This window comes from Legionella bozemanae (assembly GCF_900450575.1).
Classification (GTDB): Bacteria; Pseudomonadota; Gammaproteobacteria; order Legionellales; family Legionellaceae; genus Legionella; species Legionella bozemanae.
Genome location: NZ_UGGY01000001.1, coordinates 511,106 through 535,490, shown reverse-complemented (window position 1 = coordinate 535,490; position 24,385 = coordinate 511,106). Strand labels below are relative to the sequence as shown.

Below are 24,385 nucleotides of genomic sequence, written 5' to 3'. Positions count from 1 at the left end.
GAAGTGTTGTCTAAAAAAACGGGGAGTAGCTTAGCCCGAAAGCTACACGCTTTCTCTCAAAGTATTAGGTATTAAATGATCACTCCCAGCAAAAAGAAAACCATTAAGATAGAGGGCCCTGAGCACTTTTAGGTGCACTCATCTCAACATCTTCTAGTAATTCCTTAGGTTGTGATAATGGTGATGATGATTTGAGCGTTGCTAAATGTGTTTTGAAACTTGCGCTATTTTCCGGTTTACACATCTTTTTAAGAAAATCCGCTTCAGCATCTTTTGCGATATACACTTTATTACCATCTTGAAATAATAAAGTTTTATTTTTATAACCCATTGCATCACTAAACGCACGAGCTTCCTCCTTGCTCGCAAAGGTCAGTTGTATGGAATAGTCTATTTCTCCACGAGTGTCTTGACGTATTTTAGTATTTTCATATTTAACAGTAGGTACAGCAGAAATTTGCACTCCTTTAACTGCTTTTATTTGTTCCATACATTTTTGTTGTAATTCTTCTGTTTTTTGTTTAGAAGGTTTTTCATCTTGATGCCCCTGCATTACATGAGTAAATACAAGTTTGGGTTGATTAATATCAAGGGTTAATATCTTAGCAACTGCCCCCTGAGTTAGATAAACTTCATTTTCATTTTGAAATAAATTTTTCTTATCCCTTAGCGAAACATGATTGGTAAATTGCCGCGCTTGTCGTGCATCTTGGAAAACTAACTTTACAGGAAAATCCTGTTGGGTATCTTGCTTAATTTTTTGCTGATAATGACCCGTATGCACTGTTGCAGTAGTAAAAGCAGGACTGCTTTTAAGATTTTTTTGTAAATCAACTACTGGTTTCATTTTTTCTTGTTGTGCTAATTGTTCTTTTTCATCTTTGCTTTTCTTAAAAGCTTTTCGAAAATTTTCATTAAAAGAATTCATTTTCTTTTGAGTTTTTAAATCAATTCCTTTTTCCGTTGAAAAAACAGCGTCTACGGCGATACCTGTTCCGTCTTGTTTAAAGGCGGTATTCGCTTCACTGTGTTGGTATCTAAAATTGGGATTTGCTCGATAGTTGGGCATCTCCTTAGGCAAACCCTTAGGTCCTTTATTCATATCACCGCCCACAACCACATCGATATCGCTATGATTTTTTCTGAATTGCTCCATATCTTTCATGACTTGATTGAGATCGACTCGAGGAGTTCTTGGAGGATGAGGAGCTCCGGATTTTGGAGGACTTTCTGCATGCACATTGACCAAAAGCCTTTTTTTGCCCTTCTCATCCTCAACCAATGTGATTAAAACTTGCCCCTGTGTTGCGCCTGAATTTTCATATTTTTGTTGTAACTTTTTGACGTCTTTTTCTAATGTTTGACTGGGGGTAGGTGTAGTTGGGTTGCAACTGAACGTAAGATTACCAAAAGGATGAGTACCATTTTGATTATACCTCATGCTCAATTTTTGCTTGGGATTTAAATACTTCTCGATATTGGTGATTAATTTATCTTGGGAATCATGAGGAACTTCCTGCAACATGCCACTCGTAACATCTCCTTTGTTAATTTTTTGAGCGATGGCAAAGGCTTTCATTTCTAAATCATCATTGACATTATCTTTATCTATGTTCCAGATTAATGTTTTACCGAATAATTGGGGATGATGATCTGAGTGAAGATTTTGTTCTTTAGTGATTGGGGTGGTACCTGTTTTAACTATTGTTTTTAATTTCTTAGCCATACAATCCCCTACACCTCAAATGAAACTGACTTAAAAGTATGTCTGCAAAATATAGATACAAATATTGACTTGACGAACACAATCTGAAAAAGATCTGACGCTCAATTAATACAGACTACATTTGCTATTCTTATACTCTTATATAAATACAGTGTAGCAGAAACTACAAAAAGCATTGGGAGATTAGCACTCTGCTCGCTTATTCAGCTTGCACCAAAAATATTTTTTGCGCCCTGTATTGTTTTTCCTAAACTAGAAATTGTTTGATGTTCCGAATATAAAGCAATTTGCCGCAAATCCAATCTAGAAATAATTTTCATCATTGTTGTATTATTGATTTTTCTTTCTTTCCTCAATGTGCGCAATTCCTGATGGGCTCCTTCTAAAGCAGCATATCGTAATTGTCGTTCGAAGGTTAAGGCTAATAGACCCTCCATTTTTTCACTTTCAGTACCCTGATTGGAGACAATAAATTGATTAAAGGTAGTCATTAATTTATCTGCAACTTCGATACACAAAGCCCGATCCCGCTCATTTACCTCGTCACATAAACTCTTCATTTTTGTTTTAATTGCTTCAACTGCCGCCTTGGATAATGCAAGCACTGCTTCATTTTCTTCCTCTTGAGCATGTCGATGTATTAAGTTTTTCAAACCCGGTGTAATCAAAGGCAAAAGTAGGCTACTAATTAATAGCGAACAAAGCACAACACCAATGACAAGAATAATTAAAAGCTTTCGTGCTGGAAAAGGCTCTCCATTGATCATATGAGGTAACGATAAAATCGCAGCTAAAGCAATTGCTCCGCGCACTCCCCCGAGTGAAAAAGTACTGATTATTTTTATATTAGGGAAACGCCAAGAGCTACGATTTCGTCTGGAAATTAATGCTTCAAAAGGCAAAGTTAAATAAATCCATGCTGTACGAAGTAAAATTAAGGTTACCGTAATAAAAACAACAATCAGTGCATACTCGGATAAACTATAGCCTGTTGTTGCAAAGAATTTAATGGAATGAGGCAAATATAATCCTAAGAGAATAAAAATAATTCCATTTAAAGTAAGATCAAGGACCCCCCAAACAAAATGACCTTCAATACGCATTTTGGCCATTGTTCGGTCTAAAAATCCAGCTCTGTCAATAGTGAAGCCTGCAGCAACAGCAGCCAGTACTCCTGAAAAACCTAATTTTTCTGCAGCAAGATATACAGTAAAAGGTAAAAGCAGCAATAATAAATTTTCAGTAGTGGTTTCGTGAGCGCTATGCTTGCTTAACTTTCCTAAAAGTGAAATAAAGATATAGGTAAGAATAACACCAACAGCAATTCCTCCCACACTAATAAATAACAAACTTCCTACTGCTTCTTTGAGTGAAAACACGCCAGTCAACATAGCAGCAACAGCTAATTTAAACGAAACCAGACCTGAAGCATCGTTTAAAAGTGCTTCTCCTTGTAAGATATGCATAATTCGTTCAGGTATTCGAGTTCCTGCAGTCATTGATCGGAGTGATACAGCATCTGTTGGGGAAAGAGCTGCAGCTAATGCAAAAGCAGCAGGTAAGGGAATAAGAGGAATTAACCAATGAACTAAATAACCAATTCCCGCCACAGTAAAAAATACTAATCCAATGGATAACATAATAATTGGTCGGGTATAGAGTAAAAACTCACGTTTAGGAAAATGCCAACTGTCATTAAATAATAAAGGAGGAATAAACAACAACATAAAAACTTCAGGATTAAATCCTACATCAAAGGTGGGAAATAATACTGCTATAATTGCCCCTAGGGTAATTTGGATTAAGGGAGTCGGCAGGAAAGAAACAAAACGTGTAATTACTCCAGAGATCACCATAAGAAAAAGAAGTATTAAACAAATGAATACACCTTCCATTGCTTTTATTCCTCCGAGATTATTTGCGATGAATGAATCAATCGATAAGTAAAATTTACTCTTTATATTACTAATAACTACCTTGAAACCGGGAACTTACCGCGATACATTATTAATTGCAAAACACTTCAATGTACTCGAATAGAGCGAGTTGAGCAAGAGCAGCCTAGGATGACTACTCCCGATAAACGAATAAAAATCATTAAAAAAACAATCTAATTGCGTAATTTACGTACAAAATTTAACTTCTCTTAAAAACACGAAGCGTATCATTGTAAGTTGAATAAAAGCTTCTTAAAGCCGTTACTCTAAACAGCAAATTACTCTGTCACTGAGGCAGAGGAGGAGATGAACATGTTAAGTTTCAAAAAATTGATAACCGTTTTAACCGTGATTCCACTCTATCTGGTTAATTTTGCCGCCCTGGCAGCAGATCAAAATCAAATGAATATTTTTTTAATTTCAGACCCCCATGTGGATATTACCAAGCGTCAAGCGACTCATATAAACCCTCGTCCAGGCACCTCTGAAGAATTAGATCAAAAAAGTTTCACAACCTTAATCGCTAAAATTGGTGAGCAAATTGATTTACATCAAGAAACGGATCATGCAGTTATATTGCTCGGCGACTTACCCGCCCATAATGCATACAGCCGTAAAACAACCCACGACAATATTAATTTAGTTTTTGAGCAACTGAATGAAAAAGTAAACCCAGCCCCCTGGTATTACGTTTTTGGTAATAATGATTCCTTGCAAAGAGACTATGGACCCTTTACCTACAACAGTGAATCTGTTTCTGATTTGTTAAAAGCAATAACAGGAAATGATGATGGATTTCTTTCAACAGGACTTCAATGTCCTTTTAATGGTGAAACGTGTATTGACAATGAAAATACTAAATACGGTTATTACTCTGCTTATTTAGGCGATCACCTCAAGCTTATTTCACTAAACAGTGTTGTATTTGTATCAAGGCCAGGATTTTCTCCTTCTCGCGACGGAGCTATGGATGAATTGCAATGGTTAGAAAAAGAGTTCAAAACAAGTAAAGCAAATCATGAGAGCGTTCTTTTAGCCATGCATGTTCCTCCACAAAGTTGGGAAACAACTTATAAAAACTCATTCAAAAACATTATAAAAGCTTATCCAGAAGTTGTAATTGGCATGCTCGCAGCCCATACTCATTTTGATGAAATCCATGCAATTAAAGTTGCAAGTAACGGTTATGTCATTCCAATTGTTTATTCTGCTTCCATTGGCTCAGATCATGGCAATGCTTCTTCTTTTAAAACATTAAATTTATCAAGACCCAATGAACAGGCTCCATGGAAATTGAAAGACTACATTACTTACAATTTCATCGGTGATACTGCTGCTAAGAGTCAGCTCAATCAATATTATGATTTTAATCAAGCGTTCTGTTCAGGAACTGCCTCTAGTGTCGGTAGTTGCCTTAATAAGCATATTAATAATAATAAATTTGATAGTGCCACCAGCACCTTAATGAGCAAACATTATACCGCTGGAAACCCTAATAATAATCAAAAGATTGATCCATCCTCAAAATGGCTGATGCTCATCAAGTAATGGATCACGTCGAATCAAAATACCTACATTCCGCGCATTGTGCGCGGAATCCATGATGACCACCAAAGAGGTGGATCCCGCGCACAAAGCAAAAGGCAAAAAAGCTGTTTTATATTCATGCAGTTACTCTGACCTATGCTTCGAAGCATCAAACATTAATAATTCCTTAATGTTCAATTTATATAATTCTTCCTTTTTATCCGGGAGTATCATGGCAAGAAGTAAGATTGGACTTTATTGGGGAACGTTTGATCCACCAACCGTGGCACATTTCAACATCATGAAAAACGCAATAACTCAAGGCAACCTCGATAAATTAGTCATTGTAATTAATGATAATACTGGCCCTAAGCACTACCATACTCCAGGCAAAAATAGAGCGGCCATGATTCGAAAAATGTTTTGGGATAGTGATAAACAACAACCCATTGCTTTGATGAAGCAGACCCCAATCGAAATCATTGTTCAAACAGATAATTATAAAGTAGACAGTCAATTAATTGAGAAGATGAATGGAAACGCCTGTATTGTACCTATCGTTGGTCAAGATTCATTTATCACCTCAGCAAAATATTGTAAAAACTATGAAGAAGTTATTGTTGCTCCCAGAGGCGAAAATGAAGCAGATCAATTAACCAAGGCCATAGCAGAGCACCAATTGAACAATATTAGGATACTGGAGCTGGGAAATGAGTTTTTAACTGTTTCTTCAACTTTGGTACGGTCCAAAGTATGTAATATGCCCAACGATGAAGAACCTCAAATAGCTGGCTTGGTTACGCCAAGTACCGCGAACTATATTCGAAGTCATTATTTTTTCAAAGACGGATATCATGCCGAACATCATGATGCGGCACTGACCCTACAAAAAGCATGGCGAAGGTTTGTTCGCTTAAAGACGCAAGAACTACCACCTGAAAATGAAAATCCTACGAACAATAACCCTTCTGTTTTCTGATAAGAAATCTTGAGTTATTGAGTCATTTTCAATGAATTACTACCTCCCACGCTTATCCACGGGAGCCAGTTTTATTGTAAACGTCCTAGGTCCTGTAAAATCTTTTAACCCACTCTTGTTATTAGAACTTTAGATTAATTATTTAAATCGACACTAAATCACAAAACATCCTATGCTACACTTCAATAATGAGTTAGTTTTTAACCAAAAACAACAATAAATAAGCAAATAACGAGAAGTACGCTGACGATGAATACCGACAAAGAGATACATCATTTTCTAGAGAGTATGGCCTCTTTACGAAAAGAAAAATCTGAACTTTTTAATTCAGATACAAACTCCCCCATTAATTTTGTACTCTGTACTCATGTGTTGCCCGATGGCATTGGTGATTTAGTTCATTTGAAAGATTTTGCTGATTATCTTGAATCAGTCCCCCATACCAATATTACTCGTGTTGCATTTGTCCTTGATACAGACATGGAGAAAGCGGCATCAATTTTAGAAGTCGGGCAGTCTGAAAATTATTATCTTATTCCTTACACAGTTAATGAAAATGGAGCATTGGTTTTAACAGATAAAGGGCAAGGTGCTTTAAAAGCCTTACAACAAGCAGGTATTTTAGAACGCTCCGATTTTAGAATGCAGATATCTGCCCAACTTCAAATTTCAGATAAAAATACATTTTTGAATGCTAACGGAATTTTTACACAACACGATTGGTTATCTTTTTTTGAAATTAGACCCGGCATATCTGCACACCAAACCAAACCCTATGCCCAAGGTTTAGTTTATATGGGACTTGAAAAGCATAATAAAGAAACAGGAATAAAATTAAATGAAACAATAAGTCAGCTGAGTAACGAATTAGATTCTCAAAAAATCTCTAAAAAAGACATAATCGATCAACACATTAAAAGCCCGCTTGTTAAAAAGATTGTGTCCCAAGCGATAAGTCAAGACTGCTTTATTGCTACAGGTTATCTGCATACCAAATTAACAAAGCAAGCTTACCTCACATTAGTCAGTAAGATATCGGAGCAAAAAAATATTTTAATTACCTCGAATCAATTAAATCCTGCCACTTTAAAAGAAATGGATTTATCCAGTTTGTCTCAAGCAGGCATTGGACACATTGTTTTTCATAACAGTGATGGTAGTGAATCGATTATCAAAATTGGAGATGGGCAAAGACAAATAGATGTGTTGCAAATGAAAGATTGCTCCAATGATGAAATAAATGCTTTATTCGCTATAGCAGATACAACATGTGCAGCGGGGGATACTTCTATTGGTCAGGTGATGTCTTCTCTTTCCTTACCTTTTTTTGATGTTGTAGATAATAAAAGATATTTTTTGGATAACCAATTTTTAAAATTCATTCAAGAACTTAATGAGCACCAACCACTTTATGATTACATCAATGCTTGTGTACATCTTGTTACCGAAGATGAAATCAATCAAGAAATGTTACAAAAAATGATTGAAATTGCCACGGAGCAAAGATCAGTCCTCCTAAAGCAGTGGCAACAAATTACTGCAACGATTCATCAAGAATTTAATGCCTATGATGGGTTATTAAGATTTGTTGAAGAAAACGCCACATATCAATTTTTTGCACTGGCAGCACAGGAGTTATCCCGTGATTTGGAAGGCGAGAAAGGGAGTATTTTTTTACAAAAATATCAGGAAGATTTCTTTAATTATCTTATCCATACAGAAAAAACAGAATTACTCATAAAACTATTAGAAACCAGAAAATTGGAGCAAACCACGGTATTAAAAATATTCGAGGAAAAAAACAATAAAATATTCAAGTTAATTCTAAATGCAGACGATGATCGATTAATTACTTCAATTTTGCATCATTTAGATGCCCAAAATCAGCAATATTTTTTATCAAATATTTTCTTGCGTTGTGCACAAAATGCCGGTGGCAATCAATGGATAAAAGATAAATATGCAGACTTTGTTGACTGCAGATCATTAGAAAATTTTAGCATCGACATCACAATGGATATCGATGAAGACTATATTATCGCTCTATGTAAAAAAGCACTTGAAGATAATGATGAGGAATACTTTAAAAAACTTTCTTCTGAGACATTATCCAGTTTATTTCAAATTTTACCCACACATTTACTTCCCTCGGGAATTGAAGCAATCCTTAAAACAGGTATTTCTGAAGAATATTTATCGGATAATTATGATGTAGATGCAGAAGAGATGATGTATCCTCCAGAAACTTCTGAAAATGACGCGATGGATGTAAAGCAGCAAACCTTAAGCGCATTATTAAGTCTTCCTATTAGCGATATAGATAAACATGAGTTCGTTTTATTGTTGGATCAACCTATTGAGCTCATTAAAAAAGAAGCGCTTGATTGGCTGCATAGCGACTTATACGAACAAAATGTTTGCAACCAAGTAGAGCAAATTCTAACAAACTATGTCCATGCTCGTCTTAAAGAACAAACCTTGAACCGCTTATTCAGTCTTCCTATCAGTGAAGAAGATAAGGAAGAATTAGTTTTATTGATAGACCAACCTGTCGAAGTACTCAATAAAGAAGCTTCTGCGTGGCGAGACAGCACATTTTACGAGCAGCAATTGAGTCAACAAATAGCACAAATTTTAATGGACTTGAGCCGTGCGATTCAACCTCAAAGTACCTATAAGCCACCTAAAGAATATAGTAATCATAAATCCTTTTTATTTTTTAGTAGTACCCACTCTCCATCAACAAAAAATTCACAACATCATCCCCTAGAAAAAGAACATGTTTTGCAAACAATACAAACGCTTCCCATTTCGGCAGCAGATAAAGAACAGTTGGCACACGTATTGGATGAATCTAAAGAATCAATTTTAGCCGAAGCGGACATGTGGCAAGCCCCTAAATCTTTCTATGATAAAAAAACAGAAGACTACGTTGCAAAGTTATTAACTGATTATGCCACTCAATTAGAAGACAACATAATGAATAAAAAACGCTAAGCAACTGTTTTGAAGTAGGAGTTCAAGACAATTATTAGATGAAACGTTACAAGAATATTCCAGGCACAAAATAGGCTATGCATTAAAAAAATCTAAAACGGAATTATGTGCAGCCATCGTATCATCAAAACCTAATTTTATTAATTCGCGAGTGAACGCCTTTTCAAATAAAAGAAAACTGAGTAAATCACCAGAATGCCGCTTAGCACCAAGAAAATTAAGCAGAATACGCAAGAGCATAGGTATATTATTGTATTGAGATTGAGCCAGACTGGCTACATCCACACTCGGTCGTAGATGTAAGGTTTGGATGGGACGCCAATGAGAATGATCCCTCGTGGGAACCATATGCGCCATATGGTTCATATGACTTACCATCTCCAGATCACGCTCGAGATTATCTAAAAATAACCCATTAACCATACCCCCCAAAACACGAGAAAAATCAATATCGCCGCCGCGTAATTTTTCTGGATCGCTCATACTCGGTAATGTGCGCGTACCAATAATTAAAATCTTATCTACCTGACAACGGATAGCACCACGTAACGGAGCTGCTAATCCCACATGACCATCTCCATAATGAAGTCCATCGATTTTTGCAGGCGGAAAGAATAAAGGCAATGAGGTCGACGCCAAAAAATACTTCATTTGCAGAGTAACCCGTTGACTGCTGTGAAGTGGATCATCCCAATCTGCAAAATCCTCTGCATGATGTTGATAAAAGGAGATGGTTTTTTGCATTTCATAACAGTTACTGATGATTTCCATCATGTCTAAATGCTTATTCTTAATCACGCCATCCAGAACCTCAAAATTAATGATGTTATTAATAAACTGGCGCAAAGGCGAGGTATCAAGAATATGGCCCAAAAGGCGTTGTCTGGTCAGCATACTGCTCATATTCCGCATAGCTGATATGCTTAGCGCATAATTGCTGGACTTAAAAATATGCTGGCACGTAATATTATTCCATAATTCATTTAATTTGTTCGTACCAGCAGAAAAATCCAGTGCATTTTCAGCAATTACCGCAGCATTAATACTGCCAACACTCACGCCGCTAATCATATTGAAAGGAATTTTTTTTGTATCAAGAATGGTGCTGATCGCTTTAAGAACCCCTGCCTGATAGGCGCCGCGGGCTCCACCACCAGCTAAGTAAAGCGCAATTTTGGTCATTTTTTACTGTTTTAGAAAGAGAAGTAAAAAATATAGCCCTATTGCACGTCGCTGGCAAGTCACAGAAAACACAGCAAAATCAGACCCAACATAATCACACAGAGGGTTATAAGTGCTGCTGCGCAAATAATTTCAATATTCTTTAGGGTATTGACAGCCCCACCACTAAATTGTATATTAATAGTACAGATAAATTTTTGTGATTTTTTCATGTCTCATTCTACCGTACACCAAAAGTTAAATAGAAAAGCAGCTTTTACACAAGCCGTTGTTTGCTTTTTTTATTTTAGCTTTTTTAGCCCGGCGCTGGGTGGTTAGGTAGAATAAACTAACACTCCAACCCCCAGCTTAGTCTGGGGGTTTTTGGTACCCGAATTCCCAGACAATAAAAAGCATGGGCGTTGGATAGAACCAAAGAGGAGTGTACATCATGCATCATCAATCGCCGCGTTGTTCTCATGACCTATCCAAAGTACTTACGGGTTGCAGGAGGGGATTATGAGTTATTCAATTTTAAAAAAACTACCTCCTGTAGAAGAAATTATTCAAAAAATCCCCTTATCGCATGCTGCCGCTCAACAAATTGCTCGCGATAGAGAAGAAATCAAAGCAATCTTAGAAGGCCGTGATCATCGTCTTTTAATGATCGTGGGGCCTTGTTCTGCCTGGCCTAAAAAGGCTGTTCTGGAATACGCCAAACGTTTAGTGAAACTCAATGAGAAAGTAAAACACGAATTAAAATTAATCATGAGAGTATATATTCAAAAGCCCCGGACAACTAAAGGATGGACAGGCCCTGTAAACCAACCCGATTTATTTTCTCCCCCAGACATCGCAGCCGGAATAAAATACACACGAGAGATGATGATTAAAGTCATCGAAATGGGATTGTCCATTGCCGATGAAGCTTTATTTACTCATAATGCCAAAGGATTTCTTGAGCTTCTCTCATGGGTAGCCATTGGTGCTCGCAGCTCAGAGGATCAAGAGCATCGAATTTTTGCTTCCGCTCTAGATTGCGCTGTAGGATTAAAAAATCCCACACATGGTTCGTTAGCAGTGGGGGTAAATAGTATTGTTGCCTCACAACATGATCATGTCGCTGTATTTGATGGCTATGAAGTGCAAACACATGGCAATCATCATGCTCATCTGGTTTTACGTGGCTCAAACCATGCACCTAATTATTCCATTGCCCATCTTAAAGAGGTGAAGTGCTATATGGATCTCCATAAGATAGCTAACCCTTCGGTCATTGTTGATGTCAGCCATGATAATTGTCTGGTAGATGGCAAAAAAAATCATCAATTACAACCCTCCATTGCTTTAAGTGTTTTGGATAGCCTTAAAAGGCATCCTGATTTAAAGCCATTGGTCAAAGGATTCATGGTTGAAAGTTTTATCAAAGAAGGGAGTCAAAAAGTAGATCCGATGGCCCCAGAAGCCCTTGATTTAAGTGGGCTATCTGTCACCGACCCTTGTCTAAGCTGGGAGCAAACAGAAACTTTTCTGTTGGAATTAGCTAAGTTACGATCTTTAGAGAAAAAAGAATTACCCATGGAGGAACTCGTATGACGACTTTATTCGGTATTTCTGGTGATGTGGGCTCGTTTTCTGAAGAAGCAGCCCTAATTTATGCAAGACAAAAAGGAATTGATCCCACTCTTATCCATTTACTGGATATGGAAGGCGTTCTCAATGCTATTGAAAACGGAGCCATTAATCTGGGTATCGTGCCTGTTGTTAATCTTTTAGGAGGATTAGTAAAACCAGCATTCCAGGCAATGGGCAGACATTTATTTACTCTTGTTGACGAATTATGGCATGAAATTAATCAATGCTTGCTTGTAAATCCTGGAATTCAGCGCGATCAAATTACGCACATTGTATCCCATCCCCAAGGATTAGCTCAATGCAACCAATTTTTACGAAAACAATTTAAAGAGACCGAACAAATAGAGTGGATCGATACCGCAAAAGCAGCAAAGGATTTAGCAGAAGGGATATTGCCATCCCATGCCGCGGTGATTGCACCGGCACGGTGTGCCGAACTTTATGGTTTAGAAATAAAAGCAGCAAATATTCACGACAGCCATCCGAATCGAACTGCTTTTATCCTGGTAAAAAAGTATCGCGATAACACAAGTCTTCTCAAGTAAGGAGAAAATCATGCCTACGCTCGAAGAATTGAGAAAACAAATTGAACAAACTGATGCGTGCATCATTGAAATCTTAGCAAAGCGTCTCGAATTATCGAAACAAATTGGCGCCTTAAAATCAAAAGAAGGAAAAAAAATAGTAGACCGCTCCCGTGAAAAACAATTGTTTGAGTTTTATGAGTATTTATCCAAACAATATCATTTGCCAAAGGAATTTATTAATCGTTTATTCAAAATAATTATATCAAACTCTAGAAAGGTACAAAAATAATGAAGATTTTACCTGAGGATTCAGCAACAGTTGTGATTAATTCATTGGCTCAGCAAAAAATAAATGCGGGGATTAAAATTTATAATCTAAGCGCTGGTGAGCCCAAACTTCCACCCCATCCATTAATTATCACTGCGGCGACGCGTGCTTTAGAGCAAGGACATACTCTTTATCCTCCAGTATCAGGAATTCCAGAACTACGGCTTTTAGCAAGTAAATGGATGAATGAAGTTTATGATTGTTCATTCCCAAAAGAGAACTGCCTTGTCGTTAATGGTGGAAAATTTGGAATCTACTTACTGATGCAATTATTAGTGCAAGAGCACAATGAAATCATCATCCCCTCCCCCTATTGGGTTTCCTATCCAGCCATGACCAAACTGTTTGGCGGGGTACCAGTTATTGTTGAAACTAAAGAAACAGAAGGCTGGAAGCTGACGCCTCAGGCGCTCAAAAACGCATGCACTCCTAAAAGTAAAATCCTTATTCTGAATAATGCCACAAATCCAACCGGTGCTTTATATACTGAATCCGAGCTCGTCCAATTATTGCAAATTGCTCATGAGCAAGGACTTTTAGTTATTGCTGATGAAGTATATAGTGCCCTGACCTACAATGAGCACAATTACATCTCTTGTGGTTCCTTTCCCCAATTTCAGGATCGCGTCATTATTATTCAAAGTTGCTCAAAAAATTTTGCCATGACCGGTTGGCGAATTGGCTTTATTTTTGCCCCTCAACAAATTATCCAGCCATTAACAGCATTAATAGGTCAAAGTACCAGCGGCGTCACTACTTTAAGTCAATGGGCGGCAGTTGCTGCATTAAATGAAATAGATCATATCAGTTCCTGGGTGAAACAATGCATGCAAAAAAGAAGAGATACACTCCTTAATGCCTTGTGTCAGCATTTTGATCTCACCATACAAGCTCCTGCTTCTTCCCTTTACGTATTTATTTCTTTAAGCAGTCTCGGTTTTAAAAAACAGAACTCCACAGAATTTTGTAAACACGCATTAGAAGAAGCCCATGTTGCTCTCGTGCCAGGAGTTGCATTTGGCAAAGAAGGTTATGTACGCTTATCGTTTGGCGGCAGTGAAGAGGATTTAACAGCAGGGATCCATGCTTTGGCGCAATGGCTGCACTTATAAGATCGATGTTCTTTCACAGCAGACAGAACAAGAGAATAAACTGCAGTGAACACCTGAAGAGAAGCAGTTTTTAAAACGCAACACATGCAACAAATAGCACCATCTGGGATGTTTAGAACATCCCGGAAAACTCTTTTGAAAGATACCAATGAATTCTGAGCCAAATTCACTGTAAAATAAAATTTTATTAATTCACTGTTACAGCAGGATAATCTTCAACATACGACTCACCAAGTACACCATAATAAGTTACGGTGCGCTTCTCTAAGTCAACATGATAATGGACTACTCCAGCTTCCCAAGATGCGCGAAGAAACTCAGGAAAAGTGCTTTCACCCGCTTGATCAATACGAATGGCCTTTATAAGTTCTGCCTTATTAAACTCGGGAATATCGACTTGTCCTGTAACCAAAGGGGATTCTTGAGAAACAATATTCCCCTCTTTAGTAATATAGATACTCTGACAAGACGGTAAATACCAAAGAGTCTGTTTGACTCCTGCTTGACGCATCACTTCTGCTAAAACAGGAAAACCTCCTACTTTAGGACGAATTGCAATTGCCGACTGGATTGCGTTCATTAAATTATCAATTGCTTTACTCACGTTTAATTCTCCGTTTTTTTAGACTTCTTTCAAAACTCGCTGCCGTGAGCAAAGTGCGAGAAGAAACGGAGCGCAGAACCGGAGTGTACACGCAGTCACATGAGGATTCGAGCACCGCAAAGCAATTTGCCATTGCAGTAGAGTTTCAAAAGAAGTCTATTCAATTGGTGCGGTTTTAATTTGATGGAAATAAACAAGTTTCTTTAAAAGTTTCAAGAATTGCTCTTGCTGTGCACATGTAAGTTTCGAGAAAAACTCTTCATCATTTTGATCTGCCAGAGCAGCCAGTTTAGGCACGAGCACTACAGCTGTTGAGGTAAGCTCTATGTCTTGATAACGGCGATCATCAGCAGATTCCTTACGATTTACCAGGCCTTTTTCAAGGAGTCTTGTAATCAGTTTGGAAACTGCGCCACGAGTGAGACCCGTAACATGGGCAACGGTACTGGGCGATATGATGTTATTGCAATCATACATTTTTCTGAGTACAACCCATTCGGCAACTGTAACCCCTGTTTGCGCAAGTTTCCTTGCAAATGCATGCGACACCTCATTAGAAATCAAGCGCAGCCAATAACCGATATGATCCGTCAATTGACTTACTTCTTTTCTTTTTTTAACTTTTAGCATGAATGCCTCCACAGGTTTACATTTTAGTTTCCTAGGAAACTGTTGTCAAGGAAATAATTATTGGTTTATAAATATTTAATAGTGCATGCACGAATAGCAATGATTCAGATGTGTTACAATTTCCAGTTCAGATTATCAAATACGATAGTTCATCTATGCTATTAATAAGAAAAAGAGCGTTTTAACAGGAGCAAGTGGATGTCTCACGACCATAGTCATGCAATTCCAACGAATCAGAATAAAAAATATCTTTGGATGGCATTTATTCTCACAACCACCTATTTAATTGTTGAAGTAATTGGAGGACTTATTACTGACAGCTTAGCGCTTCTTTCCGATGCAGCACACATGTTGACCGACTCCAGCGCATTAGCCATCTCGCTGACAGCAGTCTATCTTTCTGACCGCCCTGCCAATATACGGAAAACATTTGGCTATCATCGTTTCGAAATTCTTGCAGCTGCTTTTAATGCAATGTTACTTTTTTTTGTTGCCATTTATATTTTATATGAAGCGTATCAACGTCTCTATGAACCTGCGAGCATCCAGACGGTAGGCATGTTTGTTATTGCAGCAATTGGGTTGGTGATTAATTTGATCAGCATGAAATTGCTTGCAAGTGGAAAAGACAAAAACCTCAATGTTAAAAGTGCTTATCTTGAAGTATGGAGCGATATGCTCGGTTCCATTGGTGTATTAATTGGTGCACTAATTATCCGCTGGACTGGTTATGAGTGGGTAGACTCTATCATTGCCATTGCAATTGGTTTATGGGTGTTGCCTCGAACCTGGATCCTGTTAAAAGAAACAATTAATATTCTTCTTGAAGGGGTTCCGGAAGGTATGGATGTTGAAGAAATAAAATCTGAAATATGCCGGATTTCCGGGATTTTGAGTGTACATGATTTTCATCTATGGGCACTTACTAGCGGTAAATCCAGCCTTACTGCGCATGTGGTTTATGATAGTTCATATAATCACTCAGAAGAGTTATTACCCTTGCTTCAAGAAATGCTTGCCACCAAATTTTCAGTTTATCACACCACACTGCAGTTTGAAAATAAACCGTGTCATCATACAAGCAATGGCTGCAATTATACAAAGCGTTCATCCTGATATAGGTTTTTTCATCACAGTAAGAAACAACTCTGAATTCAAAAAAAATTGTAACCATGAATGTAGGGATTTATAGTCACTTTGTGCAAACCACTGTGGATCAACCATATAAAATTGCCTTATGAAGGGAAACAAAGCAATATCGGCTATATTGATACGGTTTGCTAAAAGAAAGTGATTTTTTATTAATAGCGAATTTAATTTATAGAGGTATTCTTGGGCTTCCTCTCTATAATAAAGTGGATCTTTTTTCTCTGATTTTTGTGGGTACTTATAATGATCCAAAATAGGTTTAAATTTTATATCATTTAAGCGAATTAATTCATGCCACTTATCTTTTTCTCCAACAGAGAGCCAGCCATCAGGATCAAATTGTGTTAAGGCCCAAATCATAATATCAATGCTTTCATCAATCACACGACCATTTTCTAAAATTAATACTGGAACAGTGCCTTTTGGAGAGGCAAGCAGCATTTCCTGCGGTTTGTTTTTAAGCTCAACCTCACGTTGTTCTACTTTAATCTTGGAATATGCGAGCACCATTCGTGCTCTAATTGCATAAGGGCAGCGTCTAAAGGTATAAAGTATCGAAGCATCCACTGAATTTAGGCCATTATTTAGTTTATAAGAACTATGTAATTCACTTAATTGATGCAAATCATAATCAATGGAATTGTAATTGACAACTCACATGTATAATATTAGGCCAATATGTAAGAAAGGCAATATCATGACAAAAATAATTGTAACTGACGGTGATGATGAACTAGTTCTACTGGATACAGAAAACATCAGGTTAAGCGAAATGTCTACCTATTATAAAAACCTCTTACACTACAAAAAGCTTGATGAAGCTTTAAAATTACTATCGGGGCTTAATGAAAAAGAGTATTGGCGGGCAGCAATACTCCTTAAAAATCTAATAAAGAAAAAAGCCAATGATGAAGAACAAGAAATCAATTCTCTCTTAAATCAGTGCAATGATTTTTCATTATTTTATATGCCCAATTCAGAACATCTGCTGAGCATGAAGAATTTAAGTTGTTATCGCGTAGGGGTTGATGCAGGTGCAGGATTTAAAGAAGGCGATTTGGACGTTTTGGGAACTGAGGGTCTCTTACAATGTACTGGCGTTTTGGTTACTACAGAGGATGAGCAAGAAACACCTTGTTATTATGTAGGCCATATATTCGGCGAACATGAAACTTATGCAACAGTAAAGGTAGAGCTCGATCGAATTCTTGCCGACGTGCAAAGACTTACATGCAGAAAACTTACATGGTCAGACTTAGCGGAACAAGTCACTGTAGTAGGCCCTGGAAGCAGCACCGATGAACCCAGTTTGTGCTATAAGCAAACATTTAAAATATTAACTCAAGAAGGAGCTAAACCAAATCCATTATTTGGCAGTAGTGTCGCTTTTAACTTAACAGGAAAAGGTGATTTAATCGTACTAGATCCTTTAGGGCAATTAAATGAAGGTATTGAATCCAAACTGCCAAGAGCAGGACACGGAGATTATTCTCCGGTTAATAATTTAAAGGATTTAGAATTAAATACAACGATTGAAAAACAAATTTCAGATGCAATTCTGAATGAGGATTCCCCTTACACACATCAATTTATTATGAGTAAATTGTAAATCCCAATCCGTCATTAACTAATAGGGGTTCCTCTCCATATCCTAGACCTCTTTCGAAACTCGCTGCAATGAGAGAAATGCGAGAAGACACAGACGCAGAACTGGAGTGTACACATAAGGACATGAGAATTCGAGCACAGTATCGACGAAGCGGGTCTTCTTTGCAGTAGCGCTCAAAAAAGGTCTACTGAATCTCAAAAGAAAAAGCCTGCAGCTTATCGCATTACTCCTAAAATAATGATAGGAAAATCTCGTATTTCTCTTCAGGCATTGAAGTGATTGGGGGCAAACTCTATAATTTCGCTTAAGCAAAAATTACAGGAACAAAACATGAACATAGATGAAAATACCAAAACAGCAGACACCTTAACCAATGAAGATTATTCCAAGGCGATGAATTTTATAGGACAAAATTTATTGTCATCATTAGTTCAATCCGTAGAAAAGCTGCCGCCTAATTTACGTAGCAGTAATGTTATATCTCAAGCTTTATCTGCATTTTTGGCCAATATCATCTACAAACAATTTCCAGAAAGTCCTGAATCATGCCACAAAATGATGGATGCAATTACCAGTCTTGTAAAAATGCAATTAAGTAATTACTCCTGAGAGATCGCCAGTTTTTCATTTAATCTCTCTACGTACTACGCTTTATGTGCGGTACGTAGGTGAAAAAATTTGAGGCCTCAACCCCCTGTGAACAAGTTGGGGGGACATAATAAGCAACCGGAATATTTATTGAAAATGACTCAAATACATCAAGGTTTCTTATCAAAAATCTAAAAATGTAGTCTGAGTATAAGCCTCCAAGGCTGAACCCGGGTTTTCCCGTATTCCACTAGACTCTCATATCGAGAATAGGATTACTTTAATGGTGTGTGCGGTTAATAAACCACTTCCCCTATAGCGATATTTTGAATTCGTTACTTGGGAGATGCTTTCCTTTTTGTTATGCTGACATAACAAAAAAGCGAACTCCCATCCCAAAACAGAGATTTAGTGACACATTGGACTTGAATATGATCATTTCTTCTATTGCTGACTATCGCGAAGCCGCTCGACGTAAACTGCCGCGATTTCTGTTTGATTACATTGATGGTGGTGCTTTTACAGAACAAACACTAAGAGAAAATACTTCCGATCTCGCCAAAGTAACACTGCGACAACGTATTTTAAAAAATGTAGGGCATCTTAATTTTGAAACAGAACTTTTAGGACAGAAACTGGCGATGCCGGTCATCTTAAGCCCTATAGGACTTACAGGAATGTATGCTCGACGCGGTGAGGTACAAGTTGCCAAAGCAGCCGCCAAAAAAGGTATACCTTTTACCTTATCGACGGTTTCCATATGTTCTTTGGAAGAAGTATCCACTCAAAGTGCTCAGCCCCTCTGGTTTCAGCTTTATGTGCTCAAAGATCGTGGTTTTATGCAAAACGTGCTGGAACGAGCCCAAGCCTGTGGCATTACTCATCTTGTGTTCACTGCAGACATGTCTACGCCAAGCGCACGCTATCGAGACGCACACTCTGGCATGTGTGGTCCGTTTACCCGCACGCGTCGTTTCTTACAGGCCATGATGAAACCCTCATGGACTTATAATACTGGTATTATGGGTCGCCCACATGATTTGGGAAATATCTCCACCTATCTTCACCAAGTCATAGGCTTAGAAGATTATATTGGCTGGTTAACCAAGAACTTTGATCCCTCAATCAGTTGGTCAGACCTGGAATGGATACGTAATTTTTGGAAAGGCCCCTTGCTCATTAAAGGAATACTTGATCCAGAAGATGCAAAAGATGCAGTGCTGTTTGGTGCGGATGGAGTTATTGTCTCCAACCATGGAGGAAGACAACTTGATGGTGTTTTATCCACGGCCAAAGCGTTACCCAAAATTGTGGATAAAGTAAGTTCTGAGCTCACGATTCTTGTCGATTCAGGAATTCGTTCAGGACTTGATGTCATACGCATGCTCGCTCTAGGAGCGCGAGCGGTGCTCTTAGGGAGACCCACCGTTTATGCGTTAGCCGCACGAGGACAAGCAGGCGTTGAACATATGCTCGAACTTATTCGAAACGAGATGGGGATTGTCATGACGTTGATAGGAGCCAACTCCCTCGCCGATATAAATCAATCTCATCTTTGCACTTCATCGTGAAGATGAGTATTTAAAATAAACCCAAATCCCACAAAATTATCCGTTCCCAGCCCCGTCCAAGGCTATCTTAGCAATAATCAGCAATCCTCGCTTTGTCCATATATTCACGAAACAATGATGGAAAGAAAAAATAAGATACCAAAGCTTGGGCACAACCATACATTTACTTGATTTCATATATTGAAAAATTAGGGATAAAAGCAGTGGAAAATCAATTTTTAATCTATATTTAAAGGGAGTAGATGTGTAAAAAGCAGGATGTATGGGTAAAGTTATTCGTGTCGCCTCCATTGATTTTGATGGATGTTTGAGTCATCAGGATTACATAAACCAAATGATGCATAGCGGTGATAGAGTCCAAGCATGTATTAACAGCAATCCAGTTCTCATTCAGAAATTACAGGAAATGCAGATTGATAAAGTTATAGTAGGTTCTAATCGCCAAGATGTGTATATGGATATTTCTAATGCTAAAAATCATAAAGCAGATGGCCCAGGATCTTGTTTTCCTCTATTCAAAGCACTTAGCCAAGAGGTTGGGGCCAAGTTTGATGGTTTTTTAATGGGGGATATTTATTCAGAAAAAGCTCATGGACATACACTACAAGGAGCTGAAAAACTACTTAAACAACGGCATCAATACGAAACGAGCTTAATACCTAATACGGGGCTAAGCATATCAAAATGGATAAATGATGAGAATAAAATTTCTCTTATCTATGCGCAAATTCAAAAATTAGCTCTAGAACATCCAGAGGATCAAATTGAATTCTCTTTTTTTGATGATCGGGAAGATATTCTCGAAGCCGTTGAGTGTTTTTTTGAGAATAATAAAGAATTGATTCCCGGGAATGTTAAAATCAAAACATTTCGGTATTATGATCAAAATGAAAAACTTCATCCGGCCTCAATGCAATTAATCGAAAGAAAAGAAATAACTTCTTCACCCGATGTAAAACCAAATCCTCATTTCGAAACTACTTTACGCAATTGGGGGAAACAAAATGTTGATCCAGAAGATGAATTATCTTTAGATAAAAAAAAGAATGCGCATGCTTCTTTAAAATCTTGGCACCAATTCCCCATTGAGATAAGCAGTAGTTTTAAAACACGGCTTAGTACAATTATGGAATTACAAAAACAAGTGCAAAATCAGTTCATACGTTCCAAAAGGAACACACGACCTATAAGTCATTGGAAGAATATAAACAAGCCCTAGTCGATATTTATCTCGAATGTTGGGACAAAGAATATTCCAAGACGGGTTTCAGCATCGGTTATTCTGCTGTTCTAAGAGGCATCACTAAAGAATTAGAACATGAACCTCAATTATTACAAATGGTAAAAGATGATGTTCGATCTTTTTTCCAAAACGACTCATCCAAACCTCATCCAGTTTATAGCACGTATAGTGTTTCAAATAATTTCAGAATAGAAGAATTTGAGCGAGATTGGGATAAATATACTGGCGCCAAAGTAAATATATTCCAAAAAGCGGCAAAAACTATCATGCTGCAATTTAAGAAGATTAGAGAAAACCAAGAAGAAACTCTGGACGAGCAAGAGCACTCATCTTTTAATCAGCATTAAATAACTACTATTCCTTTTTAAAAATCGCGGCGAATTCATCTTTATCCTGCATTTAATGAAACTAAGATTACAACCATTTCTTCTTTTTAAAAAGAAGATATAGAAATATGGCGCAAAGGACAATTAAACCAAGGGCACCAAAATATCCATATTTCCAATGCAACTCAGGAATCCACTCAAAATTCATTCCGTAAATTCCAGTAATTAAATTTAATGGCAAAAAAATAGCCGCAAATGCGGCAAGCACGGCCATGGTTTCACTCATTTTTTGCATCAGTTCATTATCGATCTGTCCTAATAAGCTATTTAATAACTCGCGAATCGAATCCACTTCATTGATGATGAGATGGCTATGATTTGATAAATTATATAAAGAAGAGCGGCATTTTTCAGAGATAACCAAGATATTTCGACTGGTGATCCGCATTAAAATTTCTCTTATTGCAATCATATCACGTTTAATTTGCAACGTTTGGTGCTTTACCTCCGCTACATCTTTATAAATATTCTCATGCTTTTTTTGTATTACAGATTCAAACTGCTCGGCGATTTCTTCATAATGAAAAAGAACATTAGCATAATCATTAATAATCCCCTCAAGGAATAAAAATAAGATGAAGCAAGGCGTTTTAGCATAATGCACTGATTTTGAGCAATTATTAAAAAACTCAAATAAAACAGGTAAAGGCTTATCGGCAGCAGTAAAACAGTAATGCGGTGTAAGGTGAATTAAAAGATTATCCAAATTTAGTTCATTCTTCTCATTCAACTCAAGTGAAGCCAAACACTTAATTTGCAATGTTAATGCATTGTCATTATCAATAAGATTGGATAAATTATTTTCTTCAGAACATAATTGAATTACGTCTGCAGGTAATCTCAGTTTTCTTACTAATTGCTTAAAAGCATCCGCTTGCTTTAAGTTACTATGGATCCAATAAATTTTGTTTTTCTCTTGAACATGGACCCGCAAGTCTTCAAGAGCAACGTGCTTGATGCTGCGATGGGTTAAATCAAATTCAATTGCGATGGTATCAAAAGTATTCATTTTAACTTACATCCCTATTATTCCTTTAATTATTATGGCTCGTTTTTCTTGATAATCAATTTCAATATATCAACACGGTACATAGATACTTCACACCTAATTAAAGGATCAGAGCGTGTATTTGGTTCTGCAAATAGTATAAAAACAAACCTATAAGATTAATAAATTTAATATTCCCAAGAGTCCAGCTGTAAAATACAGCCATCATAAAAACTATTCATGCGGATGGTGAGGCATACGATTTCCCTCCATATTAATAAGGAGTGGGTCAAGCAAGCCCAAAGCTCAAACTTATGCCAGTGCTTTTACTTCTCAAAGCAATTCCAAATTCATACTGCATTAAATCAATCCATGAGATTATCATCGAACGAAAACAATAAGTTAGTAATTAAATTACATAGTATTCTTCGGCTGATCTATAACGCCCTCCTCGTCAGCCTTTTTTAACGTTGTTAGCGCTTCTTTAAGAGATTGTTGCTGTGTTGATCTTAAGGATTCACCCTCTGTAACCCAATGGTATGCGGTAAAGGTCACAGCACACTTTAGTATATAGAGTACTGTTTTTAAAAATTGAGTCACACCATCATCCGGATTTGTATCCAATGCGTTTCTTATCTCCTCTTGATTTAAGTGATCTTGAAAGCGTCTAAGTTTATCTTGAGGCGTAGGATTTCCCTTACCCGCGTCATCTAGGGTAGCAGTAAGCGCTCGCAGTGCATCGTAACTTGCAGCGGCCATTTTAATTTCAGTAGAATGTGCATCAGACGGATTCTCCTTAAGATTTTTGACTAATGCATCAATATCAATTTCTTGACTGTCACCTTTAAAATATGATTTATATAAATCACGATTTTTTTGAACTTCTTCGTTTATCTATTGCGTTAAACTCTTAATTGTCTTCTCGAGATTGTCACGGATTTCTGAAACAAAACTTAAAGCAAGACGTTTTTGCCGCGCTGCTTCAGAAAGGTTTTCACTAACTTGATAAGGAGCTTCTAAGATCCATTTTTTGACTGAAGGGAGCTTAGACTCGTCAAACTTGTCTTTTACTGCATGTAATCCCTTTTCCCATCGCTCCCCTCCTAATAAAACCGATAAAATATTTACCCCCTTGGTTGCAGCATCCATTTTAGCTATACGATTTGCCTGCACTCCACGTGGGGCATCATCTTCGAGTACAGCCTCGTATACCTCTTGTCGCGCAGCTACAAAATATTCAATAAAATCGAGCGGAGGCATTTTTTGATTAAATAGCTCTTCCCCCATTAACTCTATCATTTGCTTTTGCAGATCATCCAAGAGTAGACCAGGATATCGGTCTTGAAGAAATGCACCAAAATTAATAAGCGCTTTGGTGGCTTTTTCATTATCTCGCTCTTCAAGAGCACTACTTATTTCACTCACATGACGCCTTATTTCATCTTTTACTTCTTTTACTCGCTCAATAATATCCATTTGGACTTCTGAACCACGTTTCATAATACATCCATAAAATAAATGCCCATGGTTTGATTATAGAACAAAATGAATAAAATATATCTTTTTAAATCCACTCACAATAATGCTGTTTGTAATATTTTTCTCTAATCCTCTTGCACCTTTCGTAGAGATAAGTTAATTATCAAGATGAACCCTAAATATCCAATGGAGTTTATTGGTGCGCAAAA

Annotated in this window: 22 protein-coding genes; 13 read left to right on the top strand and 9 right to left on the bottom strand. The window is 37.3% G+C overall.

All coding sequences use genetic code 11. The features are described from left to right. Positions 1–103: 103 nt before the first annotated feature. Positions 104–1,726 carry an exonuclease/endonuclease/phosphatase family protein gene (locus DY223_RS02355; protein ID WP_058457869.1) on the bottom strand — a complete coding sequence of 541 codons (1,623 nt, stop codon included), beginning with the start codon at positions 1,724–1,726 and terminating at the stop codon, positions 104–106. 203 nt (positions 1,727–1,929) lie between these two features. Beyond that, on the bottom strand, positions 1,930–3,621 hold the full coding sequence (locus tag DY223_RS02350) for a Na+/H+ antiporter (protein ID WP_058457868.1): 1,692 nt from the start codon (positions 3,619–3,621) through the stop codon (positions 1,930–1,932). 354 nt (positions 3,622–3,975) lie between these two features. On the opposite strand from DY223_RS02350, the gene DY223_RS02345 reads away from it, so the two are divergent. The 3 genes from DY223_RS02345 to DY223_RS02335 all read left to right on the top strand — a co-directional run bounded on the left by DY223_RS02345 (position 3,976) and on the right by DY223_RS02335 (position 9,166). Continuing rightward, on the top strand, positions 3,976–5,211 hold the full coding sequence (locus DY223_RS02345) for a metallophosphoesterase (RefSeq protein ID WP_058457867.1): 1,236 nt from the start codon (positions 3,976–3,978) through the stop codon (positions 5,209–5,211). Between the two features lie 211 nt (positions 5,212–5,422). Next, a complete protein-coding gene (locus DY223_RS02340) occupies positions 5,423–6,169 on the top strand; it encodes an adenylyltransferase/cytidyltransferase family protein (RefSeq protein WP_160116262.1) in 747 nt (248 codons plus the stop codon). Between the two features lie 249 nt (positions 6,170–6,418). After that, positions 6,419–9,166: a hypothetical protein gene (locus DY223_RS02335; RefSeq protein ID WP_176580213.1), complete on the top strand. Its 2,748-nt coding sequence runs from the start codon at positions 6,419–6,421 to the stop codon at positions 9,164–9,166. Between the two features lie 75 nt (positions 9,167–9,241). Here the strand turns inward: DY223_RS02335 and DY223_RS02330 are convergent, their stop codons facing one another. Further along, positions 9,242–10,348 carry a patatin-like phospholipase family protein gene (locus DY223_RS02330; RefSeq protein ID WP_058457865.1) on the bottom strand — a complete coding sequence of 369 codons (1,107 nt, stop codon included), beginning with the start codon at positions 10,346–10,348 and terminating at the stop codon, positions 9,242–9,244. A 498-nt stretch (positions 10,349–10,846) separates the two neighbouring features. Between DY223_RS02330 and DY223_RS02325 the strand changes: the two genes are divergently transcribed. The 4 genes from DY223_RS02325 to DY223_RS02310 are packed head-to-tail and all read left to right on the top strand — an operon-like array spanning position 10,847 to position 13,929. Further along, positions 10,847–11,923, top strand: a complete 1,077-nt coding sequence (locus DY223_RS02325; protein WP_058457864.1) for a 3-deoxy-7-phosphoheptulonate synthase — start codon at positions 10,847–10,849, stop codon at positions 11,921–11,923. After that, entirely contained in the window at positions 11,920–12,507 is a 588-nt protein-coding gene (locus DY223_RS02320) for a prephenate dehydratase domain-containing protein (protein ID WP_058457863.1), read from the top strand. The genes DY223_RS02325 and DY223_RS02320 overlap by 4 nt, the downstream gene beginning before the upstream one ends. A gap of 10 nt (positions 12,508–12,517) precedes the next feature. After that, entirely contained in the window at positions 12,518–12,778 is a 261-nt protein-coding gene (locus tag DY223_RS02315) for a chorismate mutase (RefSeq protein ID WP_058457862.1), read from the top strand. Then, a complete protein-coding gene (locus tag DY223_RS02310) occupies positions 12,778–13,929 on the top strand; it encodes a pyridoxal phosphate-dependent aminotransferase (RefSeq protein ID WP_058457861.1) in 1,152 nt (383 codons plus the stop codon). The genes DY223_RS02315 and DY223_RS02310 overlap by 1 nt, the downstream gene beginning before the upstream one ends. Positions 13,930–14,116: 187 nt before the next feature. Here DY223_RS02310 and DY223_RS02305 read toward each other — a convergent pair whose 3' ends face one another. Further along, entirely contained in the window at positions 14,117–14,533 is a 417-nt protein-coding gene (locus DY223_RS02305) for a DUF1398 domain-containing protein (RefSeq protein ID WP_058457860.1), read from the bottom strand. A gap of 156 nt (positions 14,534–14,689) precedes the next feature. Further along, positions 14,690–15,163, bottom strand: a complete 474-nt coding sequence (locus DY223_RS02300; protein ID WP_058457859.1) for a MarR family winged helix-turn-helix transcriptional regulator — start codon at positions 15,161–15,163, stop codon at positions 14,690–14,692. 198 nt (positions 15,164–15,361) lie between these two features. Between DY223_RS02300 and DY223_RS02295 the strand changes: the two genes are divergently transcribed. Beyond that, the gene (locus DY223_RS02295; RefSeq protein WP_058457858.1) at positions 15,362–16,279 is read left to right on the top strand and encodes a cation diffusion facilitator family transporter; all 918 of its coding nucleotides are present in this window, start codon (positions 15,362–15,364) and stop codon (positions 16,277–16,279) included. Here the strand turns inward: DY223_RS02295 and DY223_RS02290 are convergent. After that, the gene (locus DY223_RS02290; RefSeq protein ID WP_202972286.1) at positions 16,271–16,936 is read right to left on the bottom strand and encodes a glutathione S-transferase; all 666 of its coding nucleotides are present in this window, start codon (positions 16,934–16,936) and stop codon (positions 16,271–16,273) included. The two genes, DY223_RS02295 and DY223_RS02290, sit on opposite strands and share 9 nt — an antisense overlap. A gap of 73 nt (positions 16,937–17,009) precedes the next feature. On the opposite strand from DY223_RS02290, the gene DY223_RS02285 reads away from it, so the two are divergent. From DY223_RS02285 to DY223_RS02265, 5 genes are all read left to right on the top strand, one after another. Beyond that, on the top strand, positions 17,010–17,921 hold the full coding sequence (locus tag DY223_RS02285) for a hypothetical protein (RefSeq protein ID WP_058457857.1): 912 nt from the start codon (positions 17,010–17,012) through the stop codon (positions 17,919–17,921). 330 nt (positions 17,922–18,251) lie between these two features. Continuing rightward, a complete protein-coding gene (locus DY223_RS02280) occupies positions 18,252–18,530 on the top strand; it encodes a hypothetical protein (protein WP_058457856.1) in 279 nt (92 codons plus the stop codon). Positions 18,531–18,940: 410 nt separating this feature from the next. Next, positions 18,941–20,080 carry an FMN-dependent L-lactate dehydrogenase LldD gene (gene lldD, locus DY223_RS02275; RefSeq protein ID WP_058457855.1) on the top strand — a complete coding sequence of 380 codons (1,140 nt, stop codon included), beginning with the start codon at positions 18,941–18,943 and terminating at the stop codon, positions 20,078–20,080. Between the two features lie 262 nt (positions 20,081–20,342). Next, a complete protein-coding gene (locus DY223_RS02270) occupies positions 20,343–21,299 on the top strand; it encodes a hypothetical protein (protein WP_058457854.1) in 957 nt (318 codons plus the stop codon). Further along, positions 21,275–21,670 (top strand): hypothetical protein, encoded by a 396-nt coding sequence (locus DY223_RS02265; protein WP_058457853.1) that lies wholly within the window; start codon positions 21,275–21,277, stop codon positions 21,668–21,670. Before DY223_RS02270 ends, DY223_RS02265 begins: the two co-directional genes overlap by 25 nt. A gap of 67 nt (positions 21,671–21,737) precedes the next feature. Here the strand turns inward: DY223_RS02265 and DY223_RS02260 are convergent, their stop codons facing one another. The 3 genes from DY223_RS02260 to DY223_RS02250 form a co-directional block, all read right to left on the bottom strand. Continuing rightward, positions 21,738–22,718 carry a magnesium transporter CorA family protein gene (locus DY223_RS02260; protein WP_058457852.1) on the bottom strand — a complete coding sequence of 327 codons (981 nt, stop codon included), beginning with the start codon at positions 22,716–22,718 and terminating at the stop codon, positions 21,738–21,740. A gap of 393 nt (positions 22,719–23,111) precedes the next feature. Further along, positions 23,112–23,456, bottom strand: coding sequence for a hypothetical protein (locus tag DY223_RS02255; RefSeq protein ID WP_058457851.1), 345 nt, complete (start codon positions 23,454–23,456; stop codon positions 23,112–23,114). A 135-nt stretch (positions 23,457–23,591) separates the two neighbouring features. Beyond that, positions 23,592–24,197: a hypothetical protein gene (locus tag DY223_RS02250; RefSeq protein WP_058457850.1), complete on the bottom strand. Its 606-nt coding sequence runs from the start codon at positions 24,195–24,197 to the stop codon at positions 23,592–23,594. Positions 24,198–24,385 lie beyond the last annotated feature (188 nt).